This is a genomic window from Vibrio mangrovi (assembly GCF_024346955.1).
Lineage (GTDB): Bacteria > Pseudomonadota > Gammaproteobacteria > Enterobacterales > Vibrionaceae > Vibrio > Vibrio mangrovi.
The window spans coordinates 3106097-3130589 of sequence record NZ_AP024883.1 but is presented as its reverse complement, the minus strand read 5'-3'; the positions used below and the strand labels follow the sequence as shown (position 1 = coordinate 3130589).

General features: G+C 42.7%; 16 protein-coding genes, 4 tRNA genes and 4 rRNA genes. 20 read left to right on the top strand and 4 right to left on the bottom strand.

Annotation, left to right across the window (positions count from 1 at the left end; genetic code table 11):
* Positions 1 to 2: 2 nt before the first annotated feature.
* The 10 genes from OCU74_RS13805 (at position 3) to OCU74_RS13760 (ending at position 11259) form a co-directional block, all read left to right on the top strand.
* Positions 3 to 1502 (top strand): DHA2 family efflux MFS transporter permease subunit, encoded by a 1500-nt coding sequence (locus OCU74_RS13805; protein ID WP_087482399.1) that lies wholly within the window; start codon positions 3 to 5, stop codon positions 1500 to 1502.
* 808 nt (positions 1503 to 2310) lie between these two features.
* On the top strand, positions 2311 to 3036 hold the full coding sequence (locus OCU74_RS13800; RefSeq protein ID WP_087482400.1) for an SDR family oxidoreductase: 726 nt from the start codon (positions 2311 to 2313) through the stop codon (positions 3034 to 3036).
* Positions 3033 to 3413 carry an acyl carrier protein gene (locus tag OCU74_RS13795; protein WP_087482401.1) on the top strand — a complete coding sequence of 127 codons (381 nt, stop codon included), beginning with the start codon at positions 3033 to 3035 and terminating at the stop codon, positions 3411 to 3413. Before OCU74_RS13800 ends, OCU74_RS13795 begins: the two co-directional genes overlap by 4 nt.
* Positions 3414 to 3601: 188 nt before the next feature.
* Positions 3602 to 4687, top strand: a complete 1086-nt coding sequence (locus tag OCU74_RS13790; protein ID WP_087482402.1) for a hypothetical protein — start codon at positions 3602 to 3604, stop codon at positions 4685 to 4687.
* Complete coding sequence (locus tag OCU74_RS13785; RefSeq protein WP_087482403.1) at positions 4684 to 5976, top strand: beta-ketoacyl-[acyl-carrier-protein] synthase family protein; 1293 nt, start codon at positions 4684 to 4686, stop codon at positions 5974 to 5976. Before OCU74_RS13790 ends, OCU74_RS13785 begins: the two co-directional genes overlap by 4 nt.
* Position 5977: 1 nt before the next feature.
* Positions 5978 to 7429 carry an AMP-binding protein gene (locus tag OCU74_RS13780; RefSeq protein ID WP_087482404.1) on the top strand — a complete coding sequence of 484 codons (1452 nt, stop codon included), beginning with the start codon at positions 5978 to 5980 and terminating at the stop codon, positions 7427 to 7429.
* A 14-nt stretch (positions 7430 to 7443) separates the two neighbouring features.
* On the top strand, positions 7444 to 8217 hold the full coding sequence (locus tag OCU74_RS13775) for a hypothetical protein (protein WP_087482405.1): 774 nt from the start codon (positions 7444 to 7446) through the stop codon (positions 8215 to 8217).
* A 20-nt stretch (positions 8218 to 8237) separates the two neighbouring features.
* Entirely contained in the window at positions 8238 to 8957 is a 720-nt protein-coding gene (locus OCU74_RS13770; RefSeq protein ID WP_087482406.1) for an N-acyl amino acid synthase FeeM domain-containing protein, read from the top strand.
* Positions 8932 to 9597, top strand: coding sequence for a 4'-phosphopantetheinyl transferase family protein (locus OCU74_RS13765; RefSeq protein ID WP_087482407.1), 666 nt, complete (start codon positions 8932 to 8934; stop codon positions 9595 to 9597). Before OCU74_RS13770 ends, OCU74_RS13765 begins: the two co-directional genes overlap by 26 nt.
* A gap of 177 nt (positions 9598 to 9774) precedes the next feature.
* Positions 9775 to 11259, top strand: coding sequence for a hypothetical protein (locus OCU74_RS13760; RefSeq protein WP_087482408.1), 1485 nt, complete (start codon positions 9775 to 9777; stop codon positions 11257 to 11259).
* 200 nt (positions 11260 to 11459) lie between these two features.
* On the opposite strand, the gene OCU74_RS13755 is transcribed toward OCU74_RS13760, so the two are convergent.
* Positions 11460 to 12617 carry an iron-containing alcohol dehydrogenase gene (locus OCU74_RS13755; RefSeq protein ID WP_087482409.1) on the bottom strand — a complete coding sequence of 386 codons (1158 nt, stop codon included), beginning with the start codon at positions 12615 to 12617 and terminating at the stop codon, positions 11460 to 11462.
* Between the two features lie 273 nt (positions 12618 to 12890).
* Here OCU74_RS13755 and OCU74_RS13750 point away from each other — a divergent pair, with 273 nt between their 5' ends.
* The 10 genes from OCU74_RS13750 (at position 12891) to rrf (OCU74_RS13705) (ending at position 21133) form a co-directional block, all read left to right on the top strand.
* Positions 12891 to 13712, top strand: a complete 822-nt coding sequence (locus tag OCU74_RS13750) for a hypothetical protein (protein WP_087482410.1) — start codon at positions 12891 to 12893, stop codon at positions 13710 to 13712.
* A 184-nt stretch (positions 13713 to 13896) separates the two neighbouring features.
* Entirely contained in the window at positions 13897 to 15168 is a 1272-nt protein-coding gene (locus OCU74_RS13745; protein WP_087482411.1) for an HD-GYP domain-containing protein, read from the top strand.
* Between the two features lie 320 nt (positions 15169 to 15488).
* Positions 15489 to 17030 (top strand): 16S ribosomal RNA (locus OCU74_RS13740).
* 62 nt (positions 17031 to 17092) lie between these two features.
* A tRNA-Glu gene (locus OCU74_RS13735) sits at positions 17093 to 17168 on the top strand.
* 18 nt (positions 17169 to 17186) lie between these two features.
* Positions 17187 to 17262, top strand: a tRNA-Lys gene (locus OCU74_RS13730).
* A gap of 28 nt (positions 17263 to 17290) precedes the next feature.
* Positions 17291 to 17366: transfer RNA gene (locus OCU74_RS13725), tRNA-Val, on the top strand.
* A 356-nt stretch (positions 17367 to 17722) separates the two neighbouring features.
* Positions 17723 to 20611 (top strand): 23S ribosomal RNA (locus OCU74_RS13720).
* An 81-nt stretch (positions 20612 to 20692) separates the two neighbouring features.
* Positions 20693 to 20808, top strand: a 5S ribosomal RNA gene (gene rrf, locus OCU74_RS13715).
* Between the two features lie 108 nt (positions 20809 to 20916).
* Positions 20917 to 20992: transfer RNA gene (locus OCU74_RS13710), tRNA-Thr, on the top strand.
* Positions 20993 to 21017: 25 nt separating this feature from the next.
* A 5S ribosomal RNA gene (rrf, locus tag OCU74_RS13705) occupies positions 21018 to 21133 on the top strand.
* The 16S, 23S and 5S rRNA genes sit together here with 4 tRNA genes alongside, the layout of an rRNA operon.
* Positions 21134 to 21263: 130 nt before the next feature.
* Here the strand turns inward: rrf (OCU74_RS13705) and leuD are convergent.
* Genes leuD through leuB form a run of 3 tightly spaced genes read right to left on the bottom strand, consistent with a single transcriptional unit; the run spans position 21264 to position 24427 of the window.
* The gene (leuD, locus tag OCU74_RS13700) at positions 21264 to 21866 is read right to left on the bottom strand and encodes a 3-isopropylmalate dehydratase small subunit (RefSeq protein WP_087481207.1); all 603 of its coding nucleotides are present in this window, start codon (positions 21864 to 21866) and stop codon (positions 21264 to 21266) included.
* Positions 21867 to 21868: 2 nt separating this feature from the next.
* Positions 21869 to 23284, bottom strand: a complete 1416-nt coding sequence (leuC, locus tag OCU74_RS13695) for a 3-isopropylmalate dehydratase large subunit (protein ID WP_087481208.1) — start codon at positions 23282 to 23284, stop codon at positions 21869 to 21871.
* Positions 23285 to 23335: 51 nt separating this feature from the next.
* On the bottom strand, positions 23336 to 24427 hold the full coding sequence (leuB, locus tag OCU74_RS13690) for a 3-isopropylmalate dehydrogenase (protein WP_087481209.1): 1092 nt from the start codon (positions 24425 to 24427) through the stop codon (positions 23336 to 23338).
* Between the last annotated feature and the right edge of the window lie 66 nt (positions 24428 to 24493).

The window sequence follows — 24493 nt, the reverse complement described above, 5'->3', positions numbered from 1 at the left end:
CCATGAGCCAGGAGCAGAGTTTTCGCCCCAGAAACGAGTTTTTGTGTACATTCGCCATTTCACTGGGTGTATTTATGCAGGTGCTTGACAGCACGATTGCGAATGTTTCTCTACCTACAATAGCCGGTAATCTGGGAGTCAGCTTAAATCAGGGAACCTGGGTAATCACATCATTTACGATGAGTAATGCTATCGGTTTGACACTGACGGCATGGTTAAGTCGTCGGATTGGTAATGTAAAATTATACGCTGGCTCGTTGATATTGTTTGTCGCAATGTCTTTTATGTGTGGCATTGCCCATTCAATGACTGAACTGGTTATTTTCCGGACACTACAGGGATTGTCCTCTGCACCGTTATTTCCGATTAGTCAGGTATTGTTGCTGTGTATTTTCCCGAAAGAAAAGCGAAGCATGGCTTTATCCATCCTTGGTCTTGTTGCAGTTGTCGGCCCTATTGTCGGGCCGATTGCCGGAGGATGGCTGACTTATAATTATAGCTGGCCCCTGATTTTCTTTATCAACGTGCCGATTGGTATTTTTACCATAGCCGTGGTTCTTTCTCAGTTGAAGGGTTTACCCCATGTTCCTGAAAAATCACGCTTTGATGTGATTGGATTTGCAAGTCTGGCTTTGGGGGTCGGAGTCTTACAGATTGTACTCGATAAAGGAAATGAGCTGGACTGGTTTAGTAATCACTGGATTGTCGCAGGCTCCGTCATCGCGGCGATTTCTCTGATTTTTATGGTGATATGGGAACTGACAGATGATCACCCGGTGATTAATCTCAGACTGTTTTCTAACCGGAATTTCTGTCTGGGGACAATATTACTGACGTTAGGGTTCGCCGGATTCTTCAGCATCAATTTGATTGTGCCACAATGGTTACAGCGTCAGATGGGATACACTTCACTCTGGGCTGGGTTAGCGGCGTCTCCTATGGGCATTCTACCGGTACTTCTCAGCCCACTTCTTGGCGCATTCCGAACGAAGCTTGATATGCGCATACTGACGATCATCTCATTCATTGTTATCGGTGGCAGTTGTTATATGAGATCCTGCTTTAATTTGGACGTCGATTTTACAACAGTTGCACTGGTTCAGTTTTTCATGGGGTTTGGCATTGCTCTGTTTTTTATGCCTGTAACCACAATTCTGCTTTCTGAATTATCTGAAGCCGATGCCGCAGATGCTGCATCGCTCTCTACCTTTATACGAACGATTGGTGCAAGTTTTGCCTCTTCTCTGAGTACATGGATATGGACCCGAAATGCTGGAGTCCATCATTCTGTACTGGCAGAACAGGTGAATATCTATAATCCTCTGGCATCATTCGTGACGCATAGTGATTCTACTAATCCACTGTCTTATATTAATCAGATCATTACACTCCAGTCTTACATGTTATCGACGATAGATTTATTCCATATCCTGATGTGGATGTTTATTTTCTTAGTTCCATGTATATTTTTTACCAGAAAAGCAGGAACAGGATTTGTTTAGAACGATGTGTTTTTTAACACTTGATCCATTTCCGAACCAGAATAAGACCTGTGTACCTCCCTCCGGAGGGCTTAAACAAGCTCTCCTCTCCATTAAATATCATTAAAGTTCAGTCAATCCTGCTAATATTATCCTTGAAAAGTGTATGCTGGTTTCTCTATTCTTATTTTTTCGTTTGGATGTGCTTATATTAATTTCCCCATTCTGTTACAAATATATTGGAATGAATTTCACAGTTATTGGATATTTTTCCCTGTGTTTATTTTTGGATTCTGTTTTTATTTAATTAATCCATTCAATATACTGAGTATCATTCTATATATTAATGGCTATTCTTACTCCGTGAATGTATTTTAAACTATTTTAATTCTCATTTGATTTTTCCTTATAAAGACTTTTATTTGTATTGTTATTATATGATATATAAACCCTATGAATATTTTTAGTGGTGATCTGTATTTATTTGTGGGTTAGTTTAAGTTTAATTAATTAGTGTGAGTGAAAGTAAAAATATTTTTTAAATCTATTTATCTATATATTTAATATAATGAACGTTATACAGTTGATATGTTTGTTTTTTTGTCTTTGCTTTATTATTTTTTTTATCCTTAATATATAATTACTTATATAGTTACAAGTAATTATATGGTGTTCTGTATAATTTGTAATTAACCGATTTATTTTTTTATAACTGATAATTTTATTTTAATTCCGTGGTGCAATATATAATTTGCCCGTTGATGAAATAAATTTTAGTGATATATTAGAGGTCAGAGCTGTTCATACTATTTAATTTTTGAGGTTAATAATGAGCGATAAGCTAAATGCACTCATAATAGGTGGCTCATCTGATATCGGAAAAGAAATCATAAAAAGCATGATGGATACTGATGAGTTTAATATTTACTATACCTACAATCGTAATGAAATATCTTTTGGTGATGGTGTTGAAGGAATTAAGGCCAGTCTTGATTCTGAAGAGGGTCTGTTGGAATTTCTCCCTAAAGTATACGGATTAGATGCTAATGTTGTTGTCTATTGCCCCGGTGTTAATCCTTCAACATTAAGTAAAGATCTTGAGCATGAAACAATCATGCAGACAACATGGATTAACTATTTATCCGCTATAGAAATATTCAATCATGCTATAAAACGCATGTTGGAAAAGAAAAATAAGAGAAATAAACTCATCTATATTAGTTCTGCGGCCGCAAGAGAGGTTGAGCCTGGCGGTGGTTTATATGGTTCAAATAAGATTGCTGTTGAGCGTTATCTTGCATCTTTAGCTATTGAAGTTGGTCGGTTTGGTATCAGGACTCTATCCATTGCACCAGCATTCATTGATTCGAAAATGTTGAGAGATTATTGCGATAAATCAGGAATAAGTCTCAATAAAATAAAGAAAAACAATCCTACCGGTGAAGTACTTTCACCTAAGGATGTTTCTAATACAATTATGTCTTTTATTAATGGTGACATTGTTTTAACAGGTAATACGATATCCATAGGGAATGGAGAAGGAGTTTTTAAATGAACTTAAGTGAAATGAAAGATATTCTAGCTCAAGTTATGTATATTGATTCGCCAGAGGAAATTGATCCTGATGCATCGATATTTGAAGATTATGAAATGAATTCTATTGATCTAATAGATTTTACTTATGAGATCAAAAAGAAAGAAGATATGGACTTTCCGGATGGGACACTTTGGCCAGTCAATAGTTTTATGAATGAAGCTGATTATTATGACTCAGCAACATTGCAATGGACAGATGCTGGTTTGGATAAAATTAACTCATTGTTTACTTTGGATGCTCCAATTGCAGATAAATCGACTAAAGTAAATGACTTATATAAATATTTTACGTTGAACTATATTCAGAAGCGACTTGAAGATATTCGTAATCAATAGAAATAACTTCTGCCATTTTATGGCGTCATAATTATCAAGGTTAATCAAACATATTTTACCGTCTAACTATGTTTAGTTGGCATGGCTTTCTGATGTCTTATTATTTTTGACGCCATAATTTATGGTTGTATTGATATTAATTAATTCTTAATAAGCGGCTTTGAACATCAATAGCCGTAGGAGAAGTCATGTTTATAAAATCGTTTGGAATATATCATGAGCTGGCTGATTCTTCTCAGGATTTAAAAAAAATCATTGCAGAAAAACAGGCTATTCAGGGAGATAAACTCTCTGCATTAAGAAGAGCCAGACTCAGAGATAAAAATATGGTTTCGAGAGAAGATCGTTCTGTAATGAATGATATCTCTGTCATTTCACTTAACTCTGTTCACGACATGATTATGAATCATGAACATCAATATGGTCATTCGAGAGAGGATGTCAAAAAATGTCTGAGTGATGCCATGATGTTTTCGGCTTGTGACGGACCGGAAGACATGCCTGATGAATTAGATTTTACTTTGAAGATCTATGAACAGGAGGCCGAGGAATCTGCGGTATGGGCAAACTTACATCAGATAAAAAAATTAGCTAATCCGCTTGATGTACTCAGATTGTTAACGACGAATGCCCTGTATCAAATCGGTAAGTTTCTCAATTCTCATAACGAGGGATACCCGATACAGGTTGCTTCAATCAGCAGTCTGGCTGCGATTGATATCGCCCGGACATATGCCCGGAGTGATGGTGAGCAGGCAGAATGTCTTGTCGCTGCTGCTGGTGACATGAATAGTATGGAGTATGTTCCTTACTGGTTGAAGATGGGGAAAATAAAAACATCAGACAATGATGATGGAATTGTTCCTGTCTGGGGCGGTGCAAGCCTGCATTTGAGCTATGAAGCCGATGATAGCTTGGGTGAAATTATTAAAACACAGTTAAAGTATTTACCGAAATCATCATTTGACAGAGATGACTGGAAAATGATTGCTGAGGATATTTCCGCCTCAGGTGTAAAACCGGATGTTTTCGTTACTTATACCAATGGTGTGAAGCAACAGAATGAATTTGAATTATCTGCATTCAATGAAGTATTTGGAAGTATTGAAACAAGAAACTATAAATCTCTGATTGGTTATAGTGGTAAATCGCATACGATATTAGATATCTCTTGCGTATTTTGTGATGACTCTATTCCATCTGGTTCCGTTGTTTGTGTGAGTTCAGCGGGATTGAATTATGGCTTGGGATATATTTTATTAAGGAAGTTATGATGACAGTTGATTCATTATCTGATCCGATTTGCATCTCCGCTTACGGTGCAGTTACACCTATTGGTAATAGTCTTGAAGAGATTAAGGATAATCTGATTAATAATAGAAGTGGTATTAAGTTGATCGATAAGTTTGATACAAACTTAATGAAAAATAACTTTGCCGGCGTCCCTGATGTAGGAGAGCATAATATTAAATGGCCTCTGGATAAGCCATTGAAAAACGGAGAGGTATTATATACCAGATTAGCTATAGAGCGCCTGCTGGCTAATGGTCAGTTGCACGAATATTATCAGAGTGATGATATAGGATGTATTCTTGGTTTAGATCGACCTTCATTCAATGTTGATTCTTATATTAATTACTGCAAGGCCGTGACGAAAAAAGGCTCTGAGCGTAATTTCGATACAAAAATTGCATCAATGGTAGAAAGTCTTAAATTAAATGAGTTTGAGAATGTTGAAACAACATCGATTTTAAAAGAAGTGAATGATCATATTAAAATCGGTTCAACTTGTTTATGTCATCTGGGGCTATGTGCAGCATCTGCTTACTCATTAATTATGGCAGCCAGAGATATATATAGTGGTAAATCTAAAGCTGTGATTACCGGAGGTGTCTCTGCCCGAGTCTCTCCATATAATGTTTCCCGTCTGGAGAGTATGGGTGTCACTGCCGGACCTAACTTCCCTCCAGAACAAGTATGTCGTCCTTTTGATAAGCAACGTTCCGGATTTGTTCTGGCCGAAGGTGCGATTCTGTTTTCGGTTGAAAGATTGAGTGCAGTACGTGAAAGAGGGGTAGAACCTCTCGCAATTATCAGTGGTTATGGGGCCTCAATGGGTTCAGAGCATATTGTCGCTCCACACTCAGAAGAAGTTGAGATGCTGCTTTGTATGAATAAAGCGATTAAGAACTCAGGCGTTCCTCTGGAAGATATTGATTTAATTAATGCTCATGCCACTTCGACTCAACAGAATGATTATCACGAATCTAAAGCGATTAAAGAAATATTTGGAGATCTTCAGCCAATAATTTCTGCTACGAAATCACAGCATGGTCATTTAATTGCAGCTGCTGCCGCGATGGAAATGTTGTGTGTGATCATCTCAATGAGATATGACTTCGTTCCCAAAATAATCAACCTTGATGAAATCGATTTTAATTTCCCGTCAGGTCTGAATTTTGCGGCAGAAAATGTTCATAAAAAAATCAAATATGCATTAAAAAATTCTTTTGGTATGGGAAGCCTGGCTGCTTCTGTCATTATGAAGAATCCAAGGATTTAATATGAATACATTCATATCGCACTTAGTGAATAACCATACATTCACCGTTGACTATAAAAATGTCCATTATACTGCAAAAGAAATTGCAGATATTGTGTTTCAAAAAGTCAATGAGATTGAACTTCATCTTAATGACGGTAATGATATTATTTTCTATCTGCCTAAAAACAATTTTGAAGCATTTATCTGCTTATGTGTGAATTCATTACTTGGCACAACTGGCGCATTACTGACCTCAAATAGTGCACCGACGTTTTTCTCTCTTATTTCAGAACATAAAAAACGTTTGCTCGTGATTTCAGACAGGCAGAGAGCACCAGAGGGTGTTGTAGGAACAGTGATCCGAAGCAGTTTTGTTAAAGGGACATCTCTGGCTGAAGAAAGAGTGGCAGAATTGTTGGAAAGAGCAAAAATGGCTTCGCCATCTTCGCTGATTTTTATAACATCAGGAACGACCGGTGCGCCTAAGTTGATTCAACATTCTGAAGATAAATTACTTGAAGGTGCCCGGGATTTTGCCACTTATTTACAGATGACAAGTGCTTCTGAAGCTCTGTGTATGTTCCCTGTTCAATTCATGTATGGGCTTGCGGTATCACTGGCTTCGTTATTGTCCGGCAGCCATATTCACTATAGCTATCTGCCTTATAATCCTGAGTTAATTTGTGATTACTGTATTCAGCATAACATTGATATTCTGACGGTGTTAGGGGATTGGATCATCGATATATGTCACGTATTGCAAGTGAAAAATGCGAGAATTAAGATCCTTCTTAATGCATCTGATCGGCTTTTAGTCAATCAGGCACGTAAAGCTTTGGAGTATTGTGATACGTTATGCAATACATTTGGCCAGACAGAGTCAGGACCAAGTTTATTACATAATAAAATTGAGTCTGAGTCTGATATTGAACGATACTCATATCGAGGGGTAATTGCTACAGGATTCGCATTAAATGACCGGATCAAAGTATCAATATTCGAAGATTTCTCTGATACAAAAAATTATATTGATGAAGAGCGATGTGGTGAATTATTTTATCAAAGCCCTTACTGTATGGATGGCTATATTGATAGTGAAATGAATATGTTACCTCATCATTCATCCTGGAATGCCTCTGGAGATTTATTTTATCGAAATAAAGAAGGGTGTTATTTTTGGCTCAGAAGATTGAAGGAAGACTTAAAAGTTAATGGGCGCTTCTTTCCAAGTCAAATCATATACAATGAATTTGTCAATACTATTGGTTCAATACGTTGTATATTTTCTAAAAATATACAGGGAGCTTTGTGTCTATATATTGATAAGTCAAAAACACCGGAGGAAAACATAAATATAATGACGTTAAAAAATATTATTCATAAGTATTGGAATTATTCTGAAGTAGAAATTGAAGTTAAGGACTCTTTAAGTCAAACCCCTACAAATAAACTTAAACTGGTTCAGGCTTGAATAGGAAGATAAATATGAATAGTGGTTTTCTAACGATCTGTGATGATAATGTGATAGAGATAGATGATAATTTATATCAAAGTCATTTGAAATTAAGTAACTATAAATTTTCTTCAAAAGAGAATTTGTTCTCAACTGTTCTGGAAGGCATTCATCAGTTTGCTGCAAAAGTATCAGATATATTAGAGCAATCGGATGACTCTTATCCGCCGTTACCTATACAGATTGATGAATTTTGGATGAAGTCAGATGAACAATCCATCCGGAATGTATTATTACTTTCTGGTTCGGTTGAAAGTGTTACGACATTCTTTGTGGTGAAAGGTAAAATTTATGATCTCAAGGACAGGCTGATCGGTGGATTTCAGATAAAAACGGCCCGGATTCCGTATGTTGCTGATACAGAAACTAAGCGTGAATTACCTCATGCTCTGGATGACCCCAAAATTTTTAGTTTCAAACCGATCAGTCAGTCTGGTGAAAACACAATAGAGCTCCCTTTTTCCTTTGATGAGCAATCCTTTCTGGCTTATGAGCACTTTCCGGGAGCGCCTATTCTACCAGCATCACAAATTATTGGACTGGCGAAGCAGGCTTGTGCTGATCATTTCAATGTACAGGTTAACAGGGTTGGAAGAAGCAGCTTTATACAACCTGTTCAGAGTGGCTCGATATATATGCTGGAAATGACACATCTTCAGGGAGATAAAGTGAAATTTGTCGTTAGTTCTGAGGATAAGGTTCACACCAGAGGGGTGATGAGTATTTCTGAATCAACAGATAATTAGTTTTTGAAGAAGGTCATTATATGCGTGAAATATTACATCGTGCAGGTGATATTGTATTTACGAAACTTGATGGATCAAATGTCGAAGCCTTTAAGCAATTTTACACAGCCAGACTGAAAGATGAGAATCAGTCTCTGTATCTGGATTATGAAACACTGGAAAAAACAATTGATGATGATTTGTCTAATGGGTCGGTTACTTTTATGGCTTATAAAGACGATCGGATTATTGGTTCGCTGAAGTGTCTTGATAACCCTGCGGATACTTTAAAAAGAAGTGGTATGTGGAATGTTGATTTGTCACGGTTACGTCAGTATGGCGGATTATGTTATATGGGGCGATATGGTATTGATAAATCTTACATCACGGAGCCTGCGGTAAATCAGGGATTGTTTTTACTCGCAATCATGCATTCTGTACAAAACGATAACTTTTTTTTGATGACAGAGGCAGTACCGAAACAGGTCAGAACATACCGACGTCTTGGGTTTCATCCGGTATTGTCCGGGGAAAAACCGTATGTTTGGCTGGAAGTCGCGGAGTTATGTCCGATGATCAATAATATCATTCATTTTGCTGCATCGATCAACGACGATGACCGGGGAATGAGGGTTCATGAGCTTTTCTCTGACGAGATTAGGAACAAGATAGCTACATTATCTACAAATAAAGAACTAATGAATTTACATCATGATTCATTAGTTGAATATATTCATGAAGACGTTGCTATTCTTCCTTAATGCAGATGATATCAATGAAATAACAGGACATCATCACGGCTCGATTAAATACCATCCAGATAAGCTTTTATTATATGAATTTGTCATGGATAAAATCAGGGAACAGTTAGGTTTTAAACATAGTGAACCTGTTTTATTACGGTATTATCCATCTGGAAAGAAATATTTTCAATGCCAGAGTTATATGATTCATTTTAATATTTCTTATTCTGAAGGTTGTTGTGTGTTTGTCCTGTCTATTTGGGGGAATGTTGGAGTTGATATCGAGGTAATCAGAAGTAAATCCTCTGGTTTTTATCAGCATGTAATGGAGATGACTTTTTCTGATGAAGAGCAGAATTTGGTTCAATCTGATTCTGATGGCAGCTTCTTTTGGGAATGCTGGACAGCGAAAGAGGCACTTGTGAAGTATTCAGGAGCTGGATTAATGTATGATTTGAAAACAATCATACATACAGCACATGGTGTCTACTGGCCGGAAATGAATTATCGGTTGTCGTTGATAAAAATGAGGTTAGGGGCTGCTGTTATCTCATTAGTTGCTGATCCAGCTTGTGAGCTGGATATTCTCGGCTATTCCGGCCTTCCGGTTTCTGAAATACAAACTTCAATGTTACCTGTACTATGCTCTGGGAGATAATTATGTATCCATCTCTTTATTCCTGTTTTTTATGTCTCTATTGATTATTTTATCTGTATGTTGCCAACTTGTTATAACTCTGATCAAATAAAAGGAAAAATCATTTATTTTCGAATTAATGTAGTTGCATATTAATGATAATGTTAACTTTTGCGCTAATTATTATCGGAGAAGTATATGTATAAAAGACTTTTATGTGCTTTGTTATTGCAGGGAAGTTTTAGTATTCATGCCATCGCTGAAGAGGCTCCTTATTTAGATCAGTTATTATCAGCGGATACAGCTCAACTCAACCAGAAGACAGGTTCGATTGAGCAGGCTCAGTCTGATTTCGTATCTTCACAATCAGTTGAAACACGGAACAAAGCATCGATTAAGCCTTATATGGGGGAGTTGAATGTTCCAACATCAAAGTTAAAAATAGCTCCGGAGACTTCTGCACAAAATATTCAGACACCTTTTACTTTGGCAGAGGCTGACGATTCTGATCCATTTACACCCCTGTGTGACACATTGAATGTCGGCGCACTATATACGTTAAATGGTGTGCAGAAGGATGGTGTTTATTGTTATCACTTTGAAGTGACACAACGGTCGAAAATAACCGCGCTACTGGTGAATCAGGCTGAAACGACTGATATGAAACTGACGGTGCTAATGCATGGCCCGAATGATCAGTTATTTATCGTCGGGACATCTGATCAACCCGGTAATGCTGATGAGTATGTTTCTGCTGTGGTTGAACCCGGACATTATTATTGGTACATGGAAGCCAATGCAGCAGATAATGCCAGCATTCAATTCGGCGTTTCCGTAAACTCGGCTATCGATGCTTATGAGCCCAATGATACGCCCCAGACTTCAAGTCAGTTACCTGAGACGCGTAATATGATTGTGGGAAATATTGATTCTGCTACGGATGTCGATTATTACCTCTATACAGTCGATAAAGGGAAAAAAATTGATATTACGATCGACCAAAGTGAGTCTCCTGAACAGTGGTTATTTAAGCTGACTGCGCTGAGTGGCTCCGTTGAACCTGAGGAAAACACATATCACTACACGGTAACTGAAGGTACACAGATACTTCTTCAGGTTGCGCATAATCCGGAAAAAGCAGTCGATACTGCTAAACAGTACAGAGTTTTGCTTGGTCCTTCGGTTGCTTCAATGACATCATCTTCTGTCGAGGGTGAGTCTAATGTTGTCCGCTTAAAACTGAGTGAGACGTCAATGTACCCTAATGTATTAACAGGTGGCCCATCGGGACTCTATTTAACGACACAAGCTTATAATCAACTGACCTGGCAAGTTAAGCTGACCGACTCTGCCGGACAACCTGCAGCAAATGCTGCTGTTGCTTTACAGTATGATGTGAATTTATTTGATGGTGAATGGAATCCATCGAATTCGATTGCTTACACAGATAACACAGGAACGGCAAGAGGGACTGTTACACTTGGGCGTAAAAATTGTCAGGATGAGCTGTTTACCACACAGGTTGCTTATGTGTATAACAGTAAAGTGACATATCGAACCGGTTTTGATGCTGGGATGTGGAGAATCGTGGTTCCGGGAACATCACTTGGTGTGGGTGGTCCTAATGTCCCCGGAGTAACCCTCGGTCATATTTGTACTCAAAAGGTACTCAGTGTTGAGTAATTTTTCTGCCGCTGGATAAATTCTACTCGTTGATTGTAAATATATTGAAAAGGGGAGCATTTGCTTCCCTTTTTATGTGATGATGATTTGTGGTTCTCTCACCGGGTACAATGACAATATAGAATTTTTATCTATACACGTAGAGCTTGGAATCAGTTGTAATATTGCAACAAACAAATAGTTCTTTGAAACGCACAAACTTACAGTGCCAGCTCCATAAATTTCTCAACATCATCCAGATGGATGTTTGCGTGTTCTCCTAAAGCCGTCAGGCCATGTTCTTTCAGCTTGGCGACTACCTCTGTAATTGCCTGCGAACCTAAGTCATAATCGGATAAACGGGTTTTTAATCCCATTGATTCAAAGAAATGAATTGTTGCTTCAATCGCCTGATCGGCTTTACTTTCATCACTTCCTTCCTCGATTCCCCAGACATTTGCGGCATACTGAGCTAATTTTTCAAGTTTCTCCGCCTTTTTATATTTCCAGAGTGCAGGCATCAGAATCGTTAATGTCTGAGCATGATCCAATCCATATAAGCCGGTGAGTTCCATGCCGATCATATGAGTTGCCCAGTCATTTGGAATTCCGGTTTTCAATAGGCCATTCAGTGCCATAGTTGCAGCCCACATGATATTGGCCCGGGCATCATAATCGGTCGGATTTTTCAAAACTTTCGGACCTTCTTCCTTGAGTGTATTGAGTAAGCCTTCTGCTAATCTATCCTGTACTTTGGCATGGACAGGATAGGTAATGTACTGTTCGAGAACGTGAACAAAAGCATCAATGACGCCATTCCCGGTCTGATTTGCAGGGAGGCTGAAAGTGGTTTCTGGATCTAATATCGAGAATCGGGGAAGTACTTCAGGGGAAATGAACAGTACTTTATCATTGGTTTCAGCCCGTGTAAGTGATGCGCCATTATTCATTTCTGAGCCGGTTGCGGCAATGGTCAGAACACAACCGATAGGAAGTGCTTCTTTGACAACATCACCGCCTGATTCAATGATATCCCAGCAATGACCCGGATACTTTGCTCCTGCTGCAATAAACTTGGTTCCGTCAATAACTGAGCCGCCGCCGACAGCCAACAGAAAGTCGATTTTCTCTTCTCTGACGATATCGATGGCGCGTAGCAGAGTTTCGTAATGTGGGTTTGGTTCTATTCCTCCAAACTCAATGAATGTGATGCCCTTTAAAGCTTGTTTAACTTGTTCCAAAACACCATTCTTTTTAATGCTCCCGCCACCATAAGTGATCATGACTTTCATTTCCGGGCCGATTTCTTGTGTGATTTTAGCGATTTCACCTCGGCCAAAGTGAATTCGGGTTGGATTGTAAAAAGTAAAGTTGTCCATTAATGCCTCCAGTAAATGATGTATTTTCCTTTGCTGAACCTGATAGCAAATAATATATGCATTCTTGTGCATTTAGTTTGGAGGTTGTAGAGACTGAATCGGATAATTTTTGCTTAATTCTCTCGCCATGAATCAGATGACAATATCTCTGATATAAATCATCGAATTAAAGCATCAGTTAAACTACTTTATTCATACCGTCTTCAGAGCTCCGATAGATATTAACCGGTGGTCTGTTCAGTTTTAATCCTGCATCTTTAGTGAATTAAAAATATGGAAAATCAACCTCTCAGTGAATTCATTGGTCGACGTGTTTTAGGCGTTCTGGGCACTTATGCTTCCTTGTCAAAAGATATGGATGTGTATATTTGTGGTGTAGAAATTGTTCATGATACCCGGTTAAAAGTACTCTTCCCTAAAGGGCATAAACTCACTGAACATGAGTTGGTTACGTTACATCTGGATAATCGGACCGGGGTATCGGAGTATGACGCTGATCTCAATGTTTTCCGACTCTCTTACAAAGGAATGGCGACCATTATTTCTGAATATGAAGTCATCATTGAAGCGGTTGAATATCAGGTTTTTTACGGGATGTCTGTTGTAAAAGAGTATCGGACAGAAGGATATCAATATCCTGATGATCAGAGAAACGAATCACCGTTACCTATTTCTCCATTAACGAATGTACCTGCCATTGACGATGAGGAACATGACAACAAAATTGGAGTATTGCTGACGTTATCCGAACAACAACCACATACGACAGTGATGGCTTTCTTATCATCAGTTGATGACGATATCTTCTTTATTACTCTGCCAAGCACATTTAAATCAAAATTGCTGAAAAGGGATAATCGCTGCTATTTTGCAATTGACAGCAGAGCTACATTCACGTTTGAACAGGCCATAGAATGGAACTACAGTATCATTCGCGGTGAGGTCTACCAGATCCCCAAAACCTCTCCTGTTTTTGCACCACTTCAGGAACTGTTTATCACTAAGAATCCATGGGAGATGGGATTCTTCAGTCACCCGGAAATCGAGATGTATCATCTGAAAGCTTTACGCGTTGTCTGTCCGAAGAAAGCATAAACTCTATTATATGAAGTCCTTCAACTTTTTGAGATTTTTATCATAAAGTTATACATTGCTAAGTAATTTAGAATACTGGCTTTTTCTTAGAGCTTTGTAGTTTGGTGAGTGCAGTTGTACACACTCACATCTACAATGTAAAAGTCATAGGCAATTATTATAGAGACAGAGTGTTAATTCGATTGTGGCAAGCATAAAAATTACAGTTGACAGATTACAGCCTGGGTTGCATATCCGCTTACCGGTGAAATGGAATGATCATCCATTTCTGCTCAACAGTTTCAAAATCAAAGATCAAGACCAGATCAATATCATTAAGCATCTTGGGATTCAGCATGTTTATTTGAATCCGGCTCAAAGTGACACTCAGCCCTTACCTCCTAAAACTCAGGAGTCTGAGGAGGAGGACAATCAGGAGACTCCGGATGATGACTCTCCTGTGAATGATGAAGCTAAGAAACTCTGGGAAGAAAAACAGAGAAGGATCGACAAGTTAAAAGCTTATCGCCGTCGGGTCACTCGCTGTGAAAAAGAATTTGAGCGCTCTCTTGCCCGGATCAGAGGCGTCATGAATAAAATTCGGAGTCGCCCTCAGGATGCTGTCGGTGAGGCTTCTCAACTGGTTGAAGATGTTGTCGACGAGTTACTGAGTGAAGAGAGTGTTACTCTTCACTTAATGAATAGTAAAAGTGAGTTTGAAGATATCTATTTTCATTCGCTGAATGTGTCGGTTATCTCGATGATGATTGGTAAAGTCAAAGGATTTGATGCCGCGAAGATAAAAGAGTTAGCTTTTGCTGCGTTGTTCCATGATATCGGAAAGATAAAAGTTCCAGCGGCCATTGTCCGGAAACAGACCCCGCTAACAGAACCGGAAAAAAACTACCTGAGACAGCACACCCGGTATGGTGTCGATATTGCCGGTAGTATTGAAGGATTCCCGGAAAGTGCGATTCGGGTTATTAGTCAGCATCATGAGCTGATGAATGGTTCCGGTTATCCTGAAGGGCTGAAAGGTGATGAGATCGATGAGCTGGCTCAGGTCATTGCTGTTGCAAATGCCTTTGATTCTTTGTGCCATGGCAATATTCCCGGTGAGCAGAAAATCCCTTATGCCGCGCTATCACATTTGTACAAGAATTGTCGGGATTTATATAATTTTGATAATTTAAGCATTCTGGTGAAATTTATGGGTGTATATCCACCGGGTTCTGTTGTGCAGTTATCGAATGATATGGTTGGGCTGGTTATTTCCATCAACTCCAATGAATTACTCTATCCGAGTGTACTGATTTATGACCCGTCAGTACCAAGAACTGAAGCCCCAATTGTTGACCTGGCAGAGAAAGAGATAACGATTGTCAACGTTATTCTACCAGCAAAGCTTCCGGATAAAGTTCGCGATTATCTCAATCCACGTTCACGGATTTCTTACTTCTTTGATAATGATGATTAGTGAATGTGATTGAAAAATGTTCAAACAGAAAAAAATCTAAAACATCTGGAAAAAAGTGTTTGACACTGGAGCTGTTCTCGCTAGAATGGCCGCCTCTTCAAACGATGAACGTTTCGAAGAATTGCTCTTTAACAATATAGACCAATCAATCTGTGTGGGCACTCGTCGATAAACATCCAAAAGATTTTATCAATGATACGAGTGACCAACCGAACCGAGATTCTTTCGGGAATTGAAGTTCAGCACAGTCAATTCAGTCTTACATTTATGTGAGACGAACAGTATTCATTGAGCCGAAGCTTCAGCTTCAAAAAAACTTTTAATTGAAGAGTTTGATCATGGCTCAGATTGAACGCTGGCGGCAGGCCTAACACATGCAAGTCGAGCGGAAACGAGAGAAAGCTTGCTTTCTCGGCGTCGAGCGGCGGACGGGTGAGTAAAGCCTGGGAAATTGCCCTGGTGTGGGGGATAACCATTGGAAACGATGGCTAATACCGCATAATGTCTACGGACCAAAGAGGGGGACCTTCGGGCCTCTCGCGTCAGGATATGCCCAGGTGGGATTAGCTAGTTGGTGAGGTAAGGGCTCACCAAGGCGACGATCCCTAGCTGGTCTGAGAGGATGATCAGCCACACTGGAACTGAGACACGGTCCAGACTCCTACGGGAGGCAGCAGTGGGGAATATTGCACAATGGGCGCAAGCCTGATGCAGCCATGCCGCGTGTATGAAGAAGGCCTTCGGGTTGTAAAGTACTTTCAGCAGTGAGGAAGGGGATAGTTTTAATAGAGCTGTTCTTTGACGTTAGCTGCAGAAGAAGCACCGGCTAACTCCGTGCCAGCAGCCGCGGTAATACGGAGGGTGCGAGCGTTAATCGGAATTACTGGGCGTAAAGCGCATGCAGGTGGTCTGTTAAGTCAGATGTGAAAGCCCGGGGCTTAACCTCGGAGTTGCATTTGAAACTGGCAGGCTAGAGTACTGTAGAGGGGGGTAGAATTTCAGGTGTAGCGGTGAAATGCGTAGAGATCTGAAGGAATACCGGTGGCGAAGGCGGCCCCCTGGACAGATACTGACACTCAGATGCGAAAGCGTGGGGAGCAAACAGGATTAGATACCCTGGTAGTCCACGCCGTAAACGATGTCTACTTGGAGGTTGTGACCCAGAGTCGTGGCTTTCGGAGCTAACGCGTTAAGTAGACCGCCTGGGGAGTACGGTCGCAAGATTAAAACTCAAATGAATTGACGGGGGCCCGCACAAGCGGTGGAGCATGTGGTTTAATTCGATGCAACGCGAAGAACCTTACCTACTCTTGACATCCAGAGAAGCCGGAAGAGATTCTGGTGTGCCTTCGGGAGCTCTGAGACAGGTGCTGCATGGCTGTCGTCAGCTCGTGTTGTGAAATGTTGGGTTAAGTCCCGCAACGAGCGCAACCCTTATCCTTGATTGCCAGCGGTTAGGCCGGGAACTTCAGGGAGACTGCCGGTGATAAACCGGAGGAAGGTGGGGACGACGTCAAGTCATCATGGCCCTTACGAGTAGGGCTACACACGTGCTACAATGGCGTATACAGAGGGCAGCTAACTCGCGAGAGCATGCGAATCCCAAAAAGTACGTCGTAGTCCGGATTGGAGTCTGCAACTCGACTCCATGAAGTCGGAATCGCTAGTAATCGTAGATCAGAATGCTACGGTGAATACGTTCCCGGGCCTTGTACACACCGCCCGTCACACCATGGGAGTGGGCTGCAAAAGAAGCAGGTAGTTTAACCTTCGGGAGGACGCTTGCCACTTTGTGGTTCATGACTGGGGTGAAGTCGTAACAAGGTAGCGCTAGGGGAACCTGGCGCTGGATCACCTCCTTACGTAAAGATGTTGTTGTATGAGTGTTCACACAGATTGATTTGGTTTATAGAAGTAGCGCAATGTCCCGTTCGTCTAGAGGCCTAGGACACCGCCCTTTCACGGCGGTAACAGGGGTTCGACTCCCCTACGGGATACCACTTTCCTGAAGTGAAAAGGGGTCGTTAGCTCAGCTGGTAGAGCAGTTGGCTTTTAACCAATTGGTCACAGGTTCGAATCCTGTACGACCCACCATTTTCTGCTACGGAAAGTCAAACAAAGTGGGCGATTAGCTCAGTTGGGAGAGCACCTGCCTTACAAGCAGGGGGTCACTGGTTCGAACCCGGTATCGCCCACCACTTTCTAAATATTTTTGGTCCGAATGTCCAAACCACCTGCTGATGTTGTTGTGGTTCGATTTTTTGGCGCCGAAAGTCATTAGAAAGTGTTGCCTGACTCTCAGGAATAACACATTGCTCTTTAACAATTTGGAAAGCTGACAAAGTAATGGTTGTTTTTAAAGAAACAACAGATTACTTGTAAAAGTTCTCAATACTTTCTCGAAAGAGAAAGACCAACACAATCAAGTGTTCTTGGAATACATTTAATGTATGTATTCAATTGAGTCCGGCAAAACCAGTCTCTCGCTCATGTAAATCAATGAGAGACAACTTTGGTTGCTGACAGTGCAATCTGAAACTTCTTCGGGTTGTATGGTTAAGTGACTAAGCGTACACGGTGGATGCCTTGGCAGTCAGAGGCGATGAAGGACGTACTAACTTGCGATAAGCTCAGATGAGGCAGTAAGAGCCACTTGAGTCTGAGATTTCCGAATGGGGAAACCCACATGCATAAGCATGTATCATTAACTGAATCCATAGGTTAATGAGGCGAACCGGGAGAACTGAAACATCTAAGTACCCCGAGGAAAAGAAATCAACCGAGATTCCGAAAGTAGCGGCGAGCGAAATCGGACCAGCCCTTAAGCATAGGCAGCGTCAGGTGAAGTGTCTGGAAAGGCACGCGATACAGGGTGACAGCCCCGTAACCGGCAGCGCTGCTTAAGTGAAATCGAGTAAGGCGGGACACGTGATATCCTGTCTGAATATGGGGGGACCATCCTCCAAGGCTAAATACTCCTGACTGACCGATAGTGAACCAGTACCGTGAGGGAAAGGCGAAAAGAACCCCTGTGAGGGGAGTGAAATAGAACCTGAAACCGTGTACGTACAAGCAGTAGGAGCAGGCTTTGTCCTGTGACTGCGTACCTTTTGTATAATGGGTCAGCGACTTATATTCAGTGGCAAGGTTAACCGTATAGGGGAGCCGTAGCGAAAGCGAGTCTTAACTGGGCGCTTAGTCTCTGGATATAGACCCGAAACCGGGTGATCTAGCCATGGGCAGGTTGAAGGTTGAGTAACATCAACTGGAGGACCGAACCGACTAATGTTGAAAAATTAGCGGATGACTTGTGGCTAGGGGTGAAAGGCCAATCAAACCCGGAGATAGCTGGTTCTCCCCGAAAGCTATTTAGGTAGCGCCTCGGACGAATACTACTGGGGGTAGAGCACTGTTAAGGCTAGGGGGTCATCCCGACTTACCAACCCTTTGCAAACTCCGAATACCAGTAAGTACTATCCGGGAGACACACGGCGGGTGCTAACGTCCGTCGTGGAGAGGGAAACAACCCAGACCGCCAGCTAAGGTCCCAAATTACAGCTAAGTGGGAAACGATGTGGGAAGGCTCAGACAGCTAGGATGTTGGCTTAGAAGCAGCCATCATTTAAAGAAAGCGTAATAGCTCACTAGTCGAGTCGGCCTGCGCGGAAGATGTAACGGGGCTAAGCTGTAAACCGAAGCTGCGGCAATGTGATTTATCATATTGGGTAGGGGAGCGTTCTGTAAGCGGCTGAAGGTGTGCTGTAAGGCATGCTGGACGTATCAGAAGTGCGAATGCTGACATGAGTAACGACAAAGGGGGTGAAAAACCTCCTCGCCGGAAGACCAAGGGTTCCTGTCCAACGTTAATCGGGGCAGGGTGAGTCGACCCCTAAGGCGAGGCCGAAAGGCGTAGTCGATGGGAAACGGGTTAATATTCCCGTACTTGTTGTGAATGCGATGGGGGGACGGAGAAGGCTAGGTGGGCCTGGCGACGGTTGTCCAGGTTCAAGTGCGTAGGCTGTGGGATTAGGCAAATCCGGTTCCACAACAGGCTGAGACACGATGTCGAGCTGCTACGGTAGTGAAGTCATTGATGCCATGCTTCCGGGAAAAGCCTCTAAGCTTCAGTTCACAAGAAATCGTACCCCAAACCGACACAGGTGGTCGGGTAGAGAATACCAAGGCGCTTGAGAGAACTCGGGTGAAGGAACTAGGCAAAATGGTACCGTAACTTCGGGAGAAGGTACGCTCCTGATGGTGAAGTCCCTTGCGGATGGAGCTGACGGGAGTCGCAGATACCAGGTGGCTGCAACTGTTTATTAAAAACACAGCACTGTGCAAAATCGTAAGATGACGTATACGGTGTGACGCCTGCCCGGTGCCGGAAGGTTAATTGATGGGGTTAGCGTATGCGAAGCTCTTGATCGAAGCCCCGGTAAACGGCGGCCGTAACTATAACGGTCCTAAGGTAGCGAAATTCCTTGTCGGGTAAGTTCCGACCTGCACGAATGGCGTAATGATGGCCACGCTGTCTCCACCCGAGACTCAGTGAAATTGAAATCGCTGTGAAGATGCAGTGTACCCGCGGCTAGACGGAAAGACCCCGTGAACCTTTACTACAGCTTGGCACTGAACATTGAGCCTACATGTGTAGGATAGGTGGGAGGCTTTGAAGCAGTCACGCCAGTGATTGTGGAGCCGACCTTGAAATACCACCCTTGTATGTTTGATGTTCTAACTTAGGCCCGTAATCCGGGTTGAGGACAGTGCCTGGTGGGTAGTTTGACTGGGGCGGTCTCCTCCCAAAGAGTAACGGAGGAGCACGAAGGTGGGCTAATCACGGTTGGACATCGTGAGGTTAGTGTAATGGCATAAGCCCGCTTGACTGCGAGAGTGACGGCTCGAGCAGGTGCGAAAGCAGGTCATAGTGATCCGGTGGTTCTGAATGGAAGGGCCATCGCTCAACGGATAAAAGGTACTCCGGGGATAACAGGCTGATACCGCCCAAGAGTTCATATCGACGGCGGTGTTTGGCACCTCGATGTCGGCTCATCACATCCTGGGGCTGAAGTCGGTCCCAAGGGTATGGCTGTTCGCCATTTAAAGTGGTACGCGAGCTGGGTTTAGAACGTCGTGAGACAGTTCGGTCCCTATCTGCCGTGGGCGTTGGAAGATTGAAGGGGGCTGCTCCTAGTACGAGAGGACCGGAGTGGACGAACCTCTGGTGTTCGGGTTGTGATGCCAATCGCATTGCCCGGTAGCTAAGTTCGGAATCGATAACCGCTGAAAGCATCTAAGCGGGAAGCGAGCCCTGAGATGAGTCTTCCCTGGCACTTAAAGTGTCCTGAAGGGTTGTTCGAGACCAGAACGTTGATAGGCAGGGTGTGTAAGTGCTGTGAGGCATTGAGCTAACCTGTACTAATTGCCCGTGAGACTTAACCATACAACACCGAAGGGGTTTTAGGGCTCTGAAGAGACTTGATTGTGGATATGAGAATACAGCTTTCCGGATTAGAAGAATTTGCCTGGCGGCCATAGCGTTTTGGACCCACCTGATTCCATGCCGAACTCAGAAGTGAAACGAAACAGCGCCGATGGTAGTGTGGGGTCTCCCCATGTGAGAGTAGGTCATCGCCAGGCTTACATTATGTTTTTGTCTTTGAGAAGATGAGAACCGAGCTAAATGAAGCAGCAGTTGCATCAGACTTGATTTAGTGATGCCCAGGTAGACGGGCTTTTACCAAATTTGCTGATATAGCTCAGGTGGTAGAGCGCATCCTTGGTAAGGATGAGGTCCCCAGTTCGAGTCTGGGTATCAGCACCAGTATAAAAACGAACAATAAATTTTGTTTAGCGGCCATAGCGTTTTGGACCCACCTGATTCCATGCCGAACTCAGAAGTGAAACGAAACAGCGCCGATGGTAGTGTGGGGTCTCCCCATGTGAGAGTAGGTCACTGCTAAACACCCATTTAGAGCCCTGACAATGTCAGGGCTTTTTTCATTTCTTCCCATTTTTCACAATATGACGAATAATATGGCACAAAAAAGCTGATACCAGTGGCATCAGCTTTACATGATTTGTTATGACAGCTTTTAGCTCAAGAATCCGGGAATATTTGCTTCATATTCAGCGATTTTGTCTTCATGCTGTAATGTCAGACCGATATTATCCAGCCCGTTCAGAAGACAGTGACGACGAAATTCATCAATCTCAAAACTGTATTCTTTACCGTTTGCCTGAACTTTCATCGCTTCCAGATCTACAGTAATTTCAGCACCTTCGGTTGTTTCGACAAACTGGAAAATTTCATCAACTTCATTTTCCGTCAGACGAACTGGCACCATCTGGTTATTGATTGAGTTACCGTAAAAAATGTCAGCAAAGCTTGGTGCTATCATGACTCGAATACCGTAATCTGCCAGAGCCCATGGAGCATGTTCCCGGGATGAACCACAACCAAAGTTCTCACGGGCCAGCAGGATACTTGCCCCCTGATAGCGAGGATAGTTCATGACGAACTCTGGATTGGGTTGTTCTCCGGCATCATCAAGAAATCGCCAGTCATGGAACAGATGTTTCCCAAAACCGATACGGTTTACTTTTTGCAGAAACTGCTTGGGAATGATTGCGTCGGTATCGACGTTTGCCGCATCAAGAGGAACGACTAATCCTGTATGTTGTTTAAAACCTGACATCATTATTCCCCTTGCTCAAGTGTACGAATATCAACAAAGTGTCCGGCGATTGCCGCCGCTGCCGCCATTGCCGGACTCACAAGGTGCGTGCGGCCATCCCGGCCCTGACGTCCTTCAAAGTTACGGTTTGATGTTGATGCGCAGCGTTCTCCTGGCCCTAAACGGTCATTATTCATCGCCAGACACATAGAGCATCCCGGCAAGCGCCATTCAAATCCGGCATCGGTAAATATTTTATCCAGACCTTCTGATTCAGCTTGTGCTTTGACCTGTTCTGAGCCGGGAACCACGATTGCCTGAACATGAGATGCTACTTTTTTACCCTGAGCGATTTGAGCGGCGGCACGCATATCTTCGATCCGGGAATTGGTGCAAGAACCGATGAACACTTTATCGACGTTATAGTCAGATAGCAGTTTTCCACCTTCGAGTCCCATGTAGTTCAGCGCCTTGATTGCTGATGATTGTTCGATTAGATCAGTAAAGCTTTCCGGAGACGGAATTGGTGTATCAATAGCAATTACCTGTCCTGGATTGGTTCCCCAGGTTACTTGAGGTTTGATTTCTGCTGCATCTAATGTCACTACCGCATCGTATTCCGCACCTTCGTCAGACTGTAATGTCTGCCAGTATTCGACAGCTTTGTCCCAGTTTTCACCTGTCGGAGCAAATTTACGGCCTTTGACATAATCAAAGGTCGTTTGATCCGGAGCAACAAGGCCTGCTTTGGCACCCAGTTCTATTGCCATATTACAGACGGTCATACGACCTTCCATAGAAAGATCACGAATCGCCTGACCACAAAACTCAACCACGTATCCTGTGCCGCCTGCTGCTGTGGTTTTACCGATGATCGCCAGAACGATATCTTTCGCAGTAATACCCTGAGCAACCTTGCCTTTGACTTCGATTTTCATGGTTTTTGCACGAGCTTGCTTGAGTGTCTGGGTGGCAAGAACATGTTCAACTTCGGAAGTACCGATACCAAAGGCCAGAGAGCCGAATGCACCGTGTGTTGCAGTATGAGAGTCACCACAAACAATGGTCATTCCCGGTAGGGTAATCCCCAGCTCTGGCCCCATGACGTGTACGATACCCTGATATTTATGATTAATATCGTAGAGAGTGATGCCAAACTCTTCACAGTTTTTCGACAATGTTTCCATCTGGATCCGGGCCATTTCACCGGAAGCACTGATGTCTTTGGTTGTTGTGGAGACGTTGTGGTCCATAGTAGCAAAGGTTTTATTCACCTGACGAACCTTACGGCCTTTTTCTCTCAGCCCGTCGAAAGCTTGTGGTGATGTGACTTCATGGACCAAATGACGATCGATGTACAAAATCGGGTTTTCACCTTCGGCGGCAACCACGATGTGTGCATCGTAGATTTTTTCGTATAACGTTTTTGCTTTTGACATTGCTTCTACCTTGAGCTTGTTTGCGGACCGGGAGTTCACCCGGTCACATGCTTATGCACTTAATATATAGGCAGCGATTTTGTCGCCCATTTCTGAGGTTGTCAGTGCCGGTTTATCTGTAGCCAGATCTGCGGTCAGCTCCCCGGCGGACAATGCCTGGCTAACTGCTGCTTCGATATCCTGAGCTGCGGCTTCTTCGCCCAGGCTATAACGTAGCATTAATGCCGCCGATAAAATCTGAGCTACTGGGTTCGCAATATTTTTCCCTGCGATATCCGGAGCACTTCCACCCGCCGGTTCGTACAGTCCGAAATTACTTTCATTCAGACTAGCTGAAGGGAGCATCCCCATTGAACCTGTGATCATTGCACACTCATCAGAGAGAATATCACCAAAGATATTTGAACATAGCATGACATCGAACTGAGCAGGGTCTTTAATCAACTGCATGGTTGCATTATCGATATACATGTGGGACAGCTCGATATCCGGATAGTCTTTGGCGATTTCACTGACCACTTCCCGCCACAGGATAGAACTTTGTAATACGTTCGCCTTATCGATTGAACAGACTTTTTTGCGGCGCAGACGTGCAGATTCAAAAGCGATTTTAGCAATACGTTCAATCTCATAGCGATGATAGACTTCGGTATCAAAAGCTTTCTCATTGGCACCTTCACCTTCACGGCCTTTGGGTTGACCAAAGTAGATACCGCCGGTCAGCTCCCGTACGACGACAATATCGAAACCATTGGCAGAAATGTCCGCACGTAGCGGAGAAAAAGTTTCAAGTCCCTGATGGATCTGTGCCGGACGTAGGTTGCAGAACAGTTGGAAATGCTTACGCAACGGTAATAAAGCACCTCGTTCAGGCTGCTCGTTTGGTGGCAGGTGTTCCCACTTTGGTCCACCGACCGAACCAAACAGGACGGCTTGCGCCTGTTCACATCCTTTCAGTGTATGCTCGGGAAGTGGGTTGCCATGATTATCGATCGCAATACCACCTACATCGTACTCGGTACGGTCAAACGTTATGCTGTGCTTTGTTTCAATCGCATCGAGTACTTTATGCGCCTGTTGCATGACTTCCGGTCCGATACCGTCGCCGGGTAGTACTGCGATTTTATAAGTTTTGTCTGTCATGTGAGTCCTTGTTCACTCTCGTATTTATGAATTCGGAGACCTGTTTTGGTCCGCGTGATGACACGG

Coding starts and splice junctions, on each gene's coding strand:
- OCU74_RS13805 (WP_087482399.1), top strand. CDS start 3: ATGAGCCAGGAGCAGAGTTTTCGCCCCAGAAACGAGTTTTTGTGTACA.
- OCU74_RS13800 (WP_087482400.1), top strand. CDS start 2,311: ATGAGCGATAAGCTAAATGCACTCATAATAGGTGGCTCATCTGATATC.
- OCU74_RS13795 (WP_087482401.1), top strand. CDS start 3,033: ATGAACTTAAGTGAAATGAAAGATATTCTAGCTCAAGTTATGTATATT.
- OCU74_RS13790 (WP_087482402.1), top strand. CDS start 3,602: ATGTTTATAAAATCGTTTGGAATATATCATGAGCTGGCTGATTCTTCT.
- OCU74_RS13785 (WP_087482403.1), top strand. CDS start 4,684: ATGATGACAGTTGATTCATTATCTGATCCGATTTGCATCTCCGCTTAC.
- OCU74_RS13780 (WP_087482404.1), top strand. CDS start 5,978: ATGAATACATTCATATCGCACTTAGTGAATAACCATACATTCACCGTT.
- OCU74_RS13775 (WP_087482405.1), top strand. CDS start 7,444: ATGAATAGTGGTTTTCTAACGATCTGTGATGATAATGTGATAGAGATA.
- OCU74_RS13770 (WP_087482406.1), top strand. CDS start 8,238: ATGCGTGAAATATTACATCGTGCAGGTGATATTGTATTTACGAAACTT.
- OCU74_RS13765 (WP_087482407.1), top strand. CDS start 8,932: ATGAAGACGTTGCTATTCTTCCTTAATGCAGATGATATCAATGAAATA.
- OCU74_RS13760 (WP_087482408.1), top strand. CDS start 9,775: ATGTATAAAAGACTTTTATGTGCTTTGTTATTGCAGGGAAGTTTTAGT.
- OCU74_RS13755 (WP_087482409.1), bottom strand. CDS start 12,617: ATGGACAACTTTACTTTTTACAATCCAACCCGAATTCACTTTGGCCGA.
- OCU74_RS13750 (WP_087482410.1), top strand. CDS start 12,891: ATGGAAAATCAACCTCTCAGTGAATTCATTGGTCGACGTGTTTTAGGC.
- leuD (WP_087481207.1), bottom strand. CDS start 21,866: ATGTCAGGTTTTAAACAACATACAGGATTAGTCGTTCCTCTTGATGCG.
- leuC (WP_087481208.1), bottom strand. CDS start 23,284: ATGTCAAAAGCAAAAACGTTATACGAAAAAATCTACGATGCACACATC.
- leuB (WP_087481209.1), bottom strand. CDS start 24,427: ATGACAGACAAAACTTATAAAATCGCAGTACTACCCGGCGACGGTATC.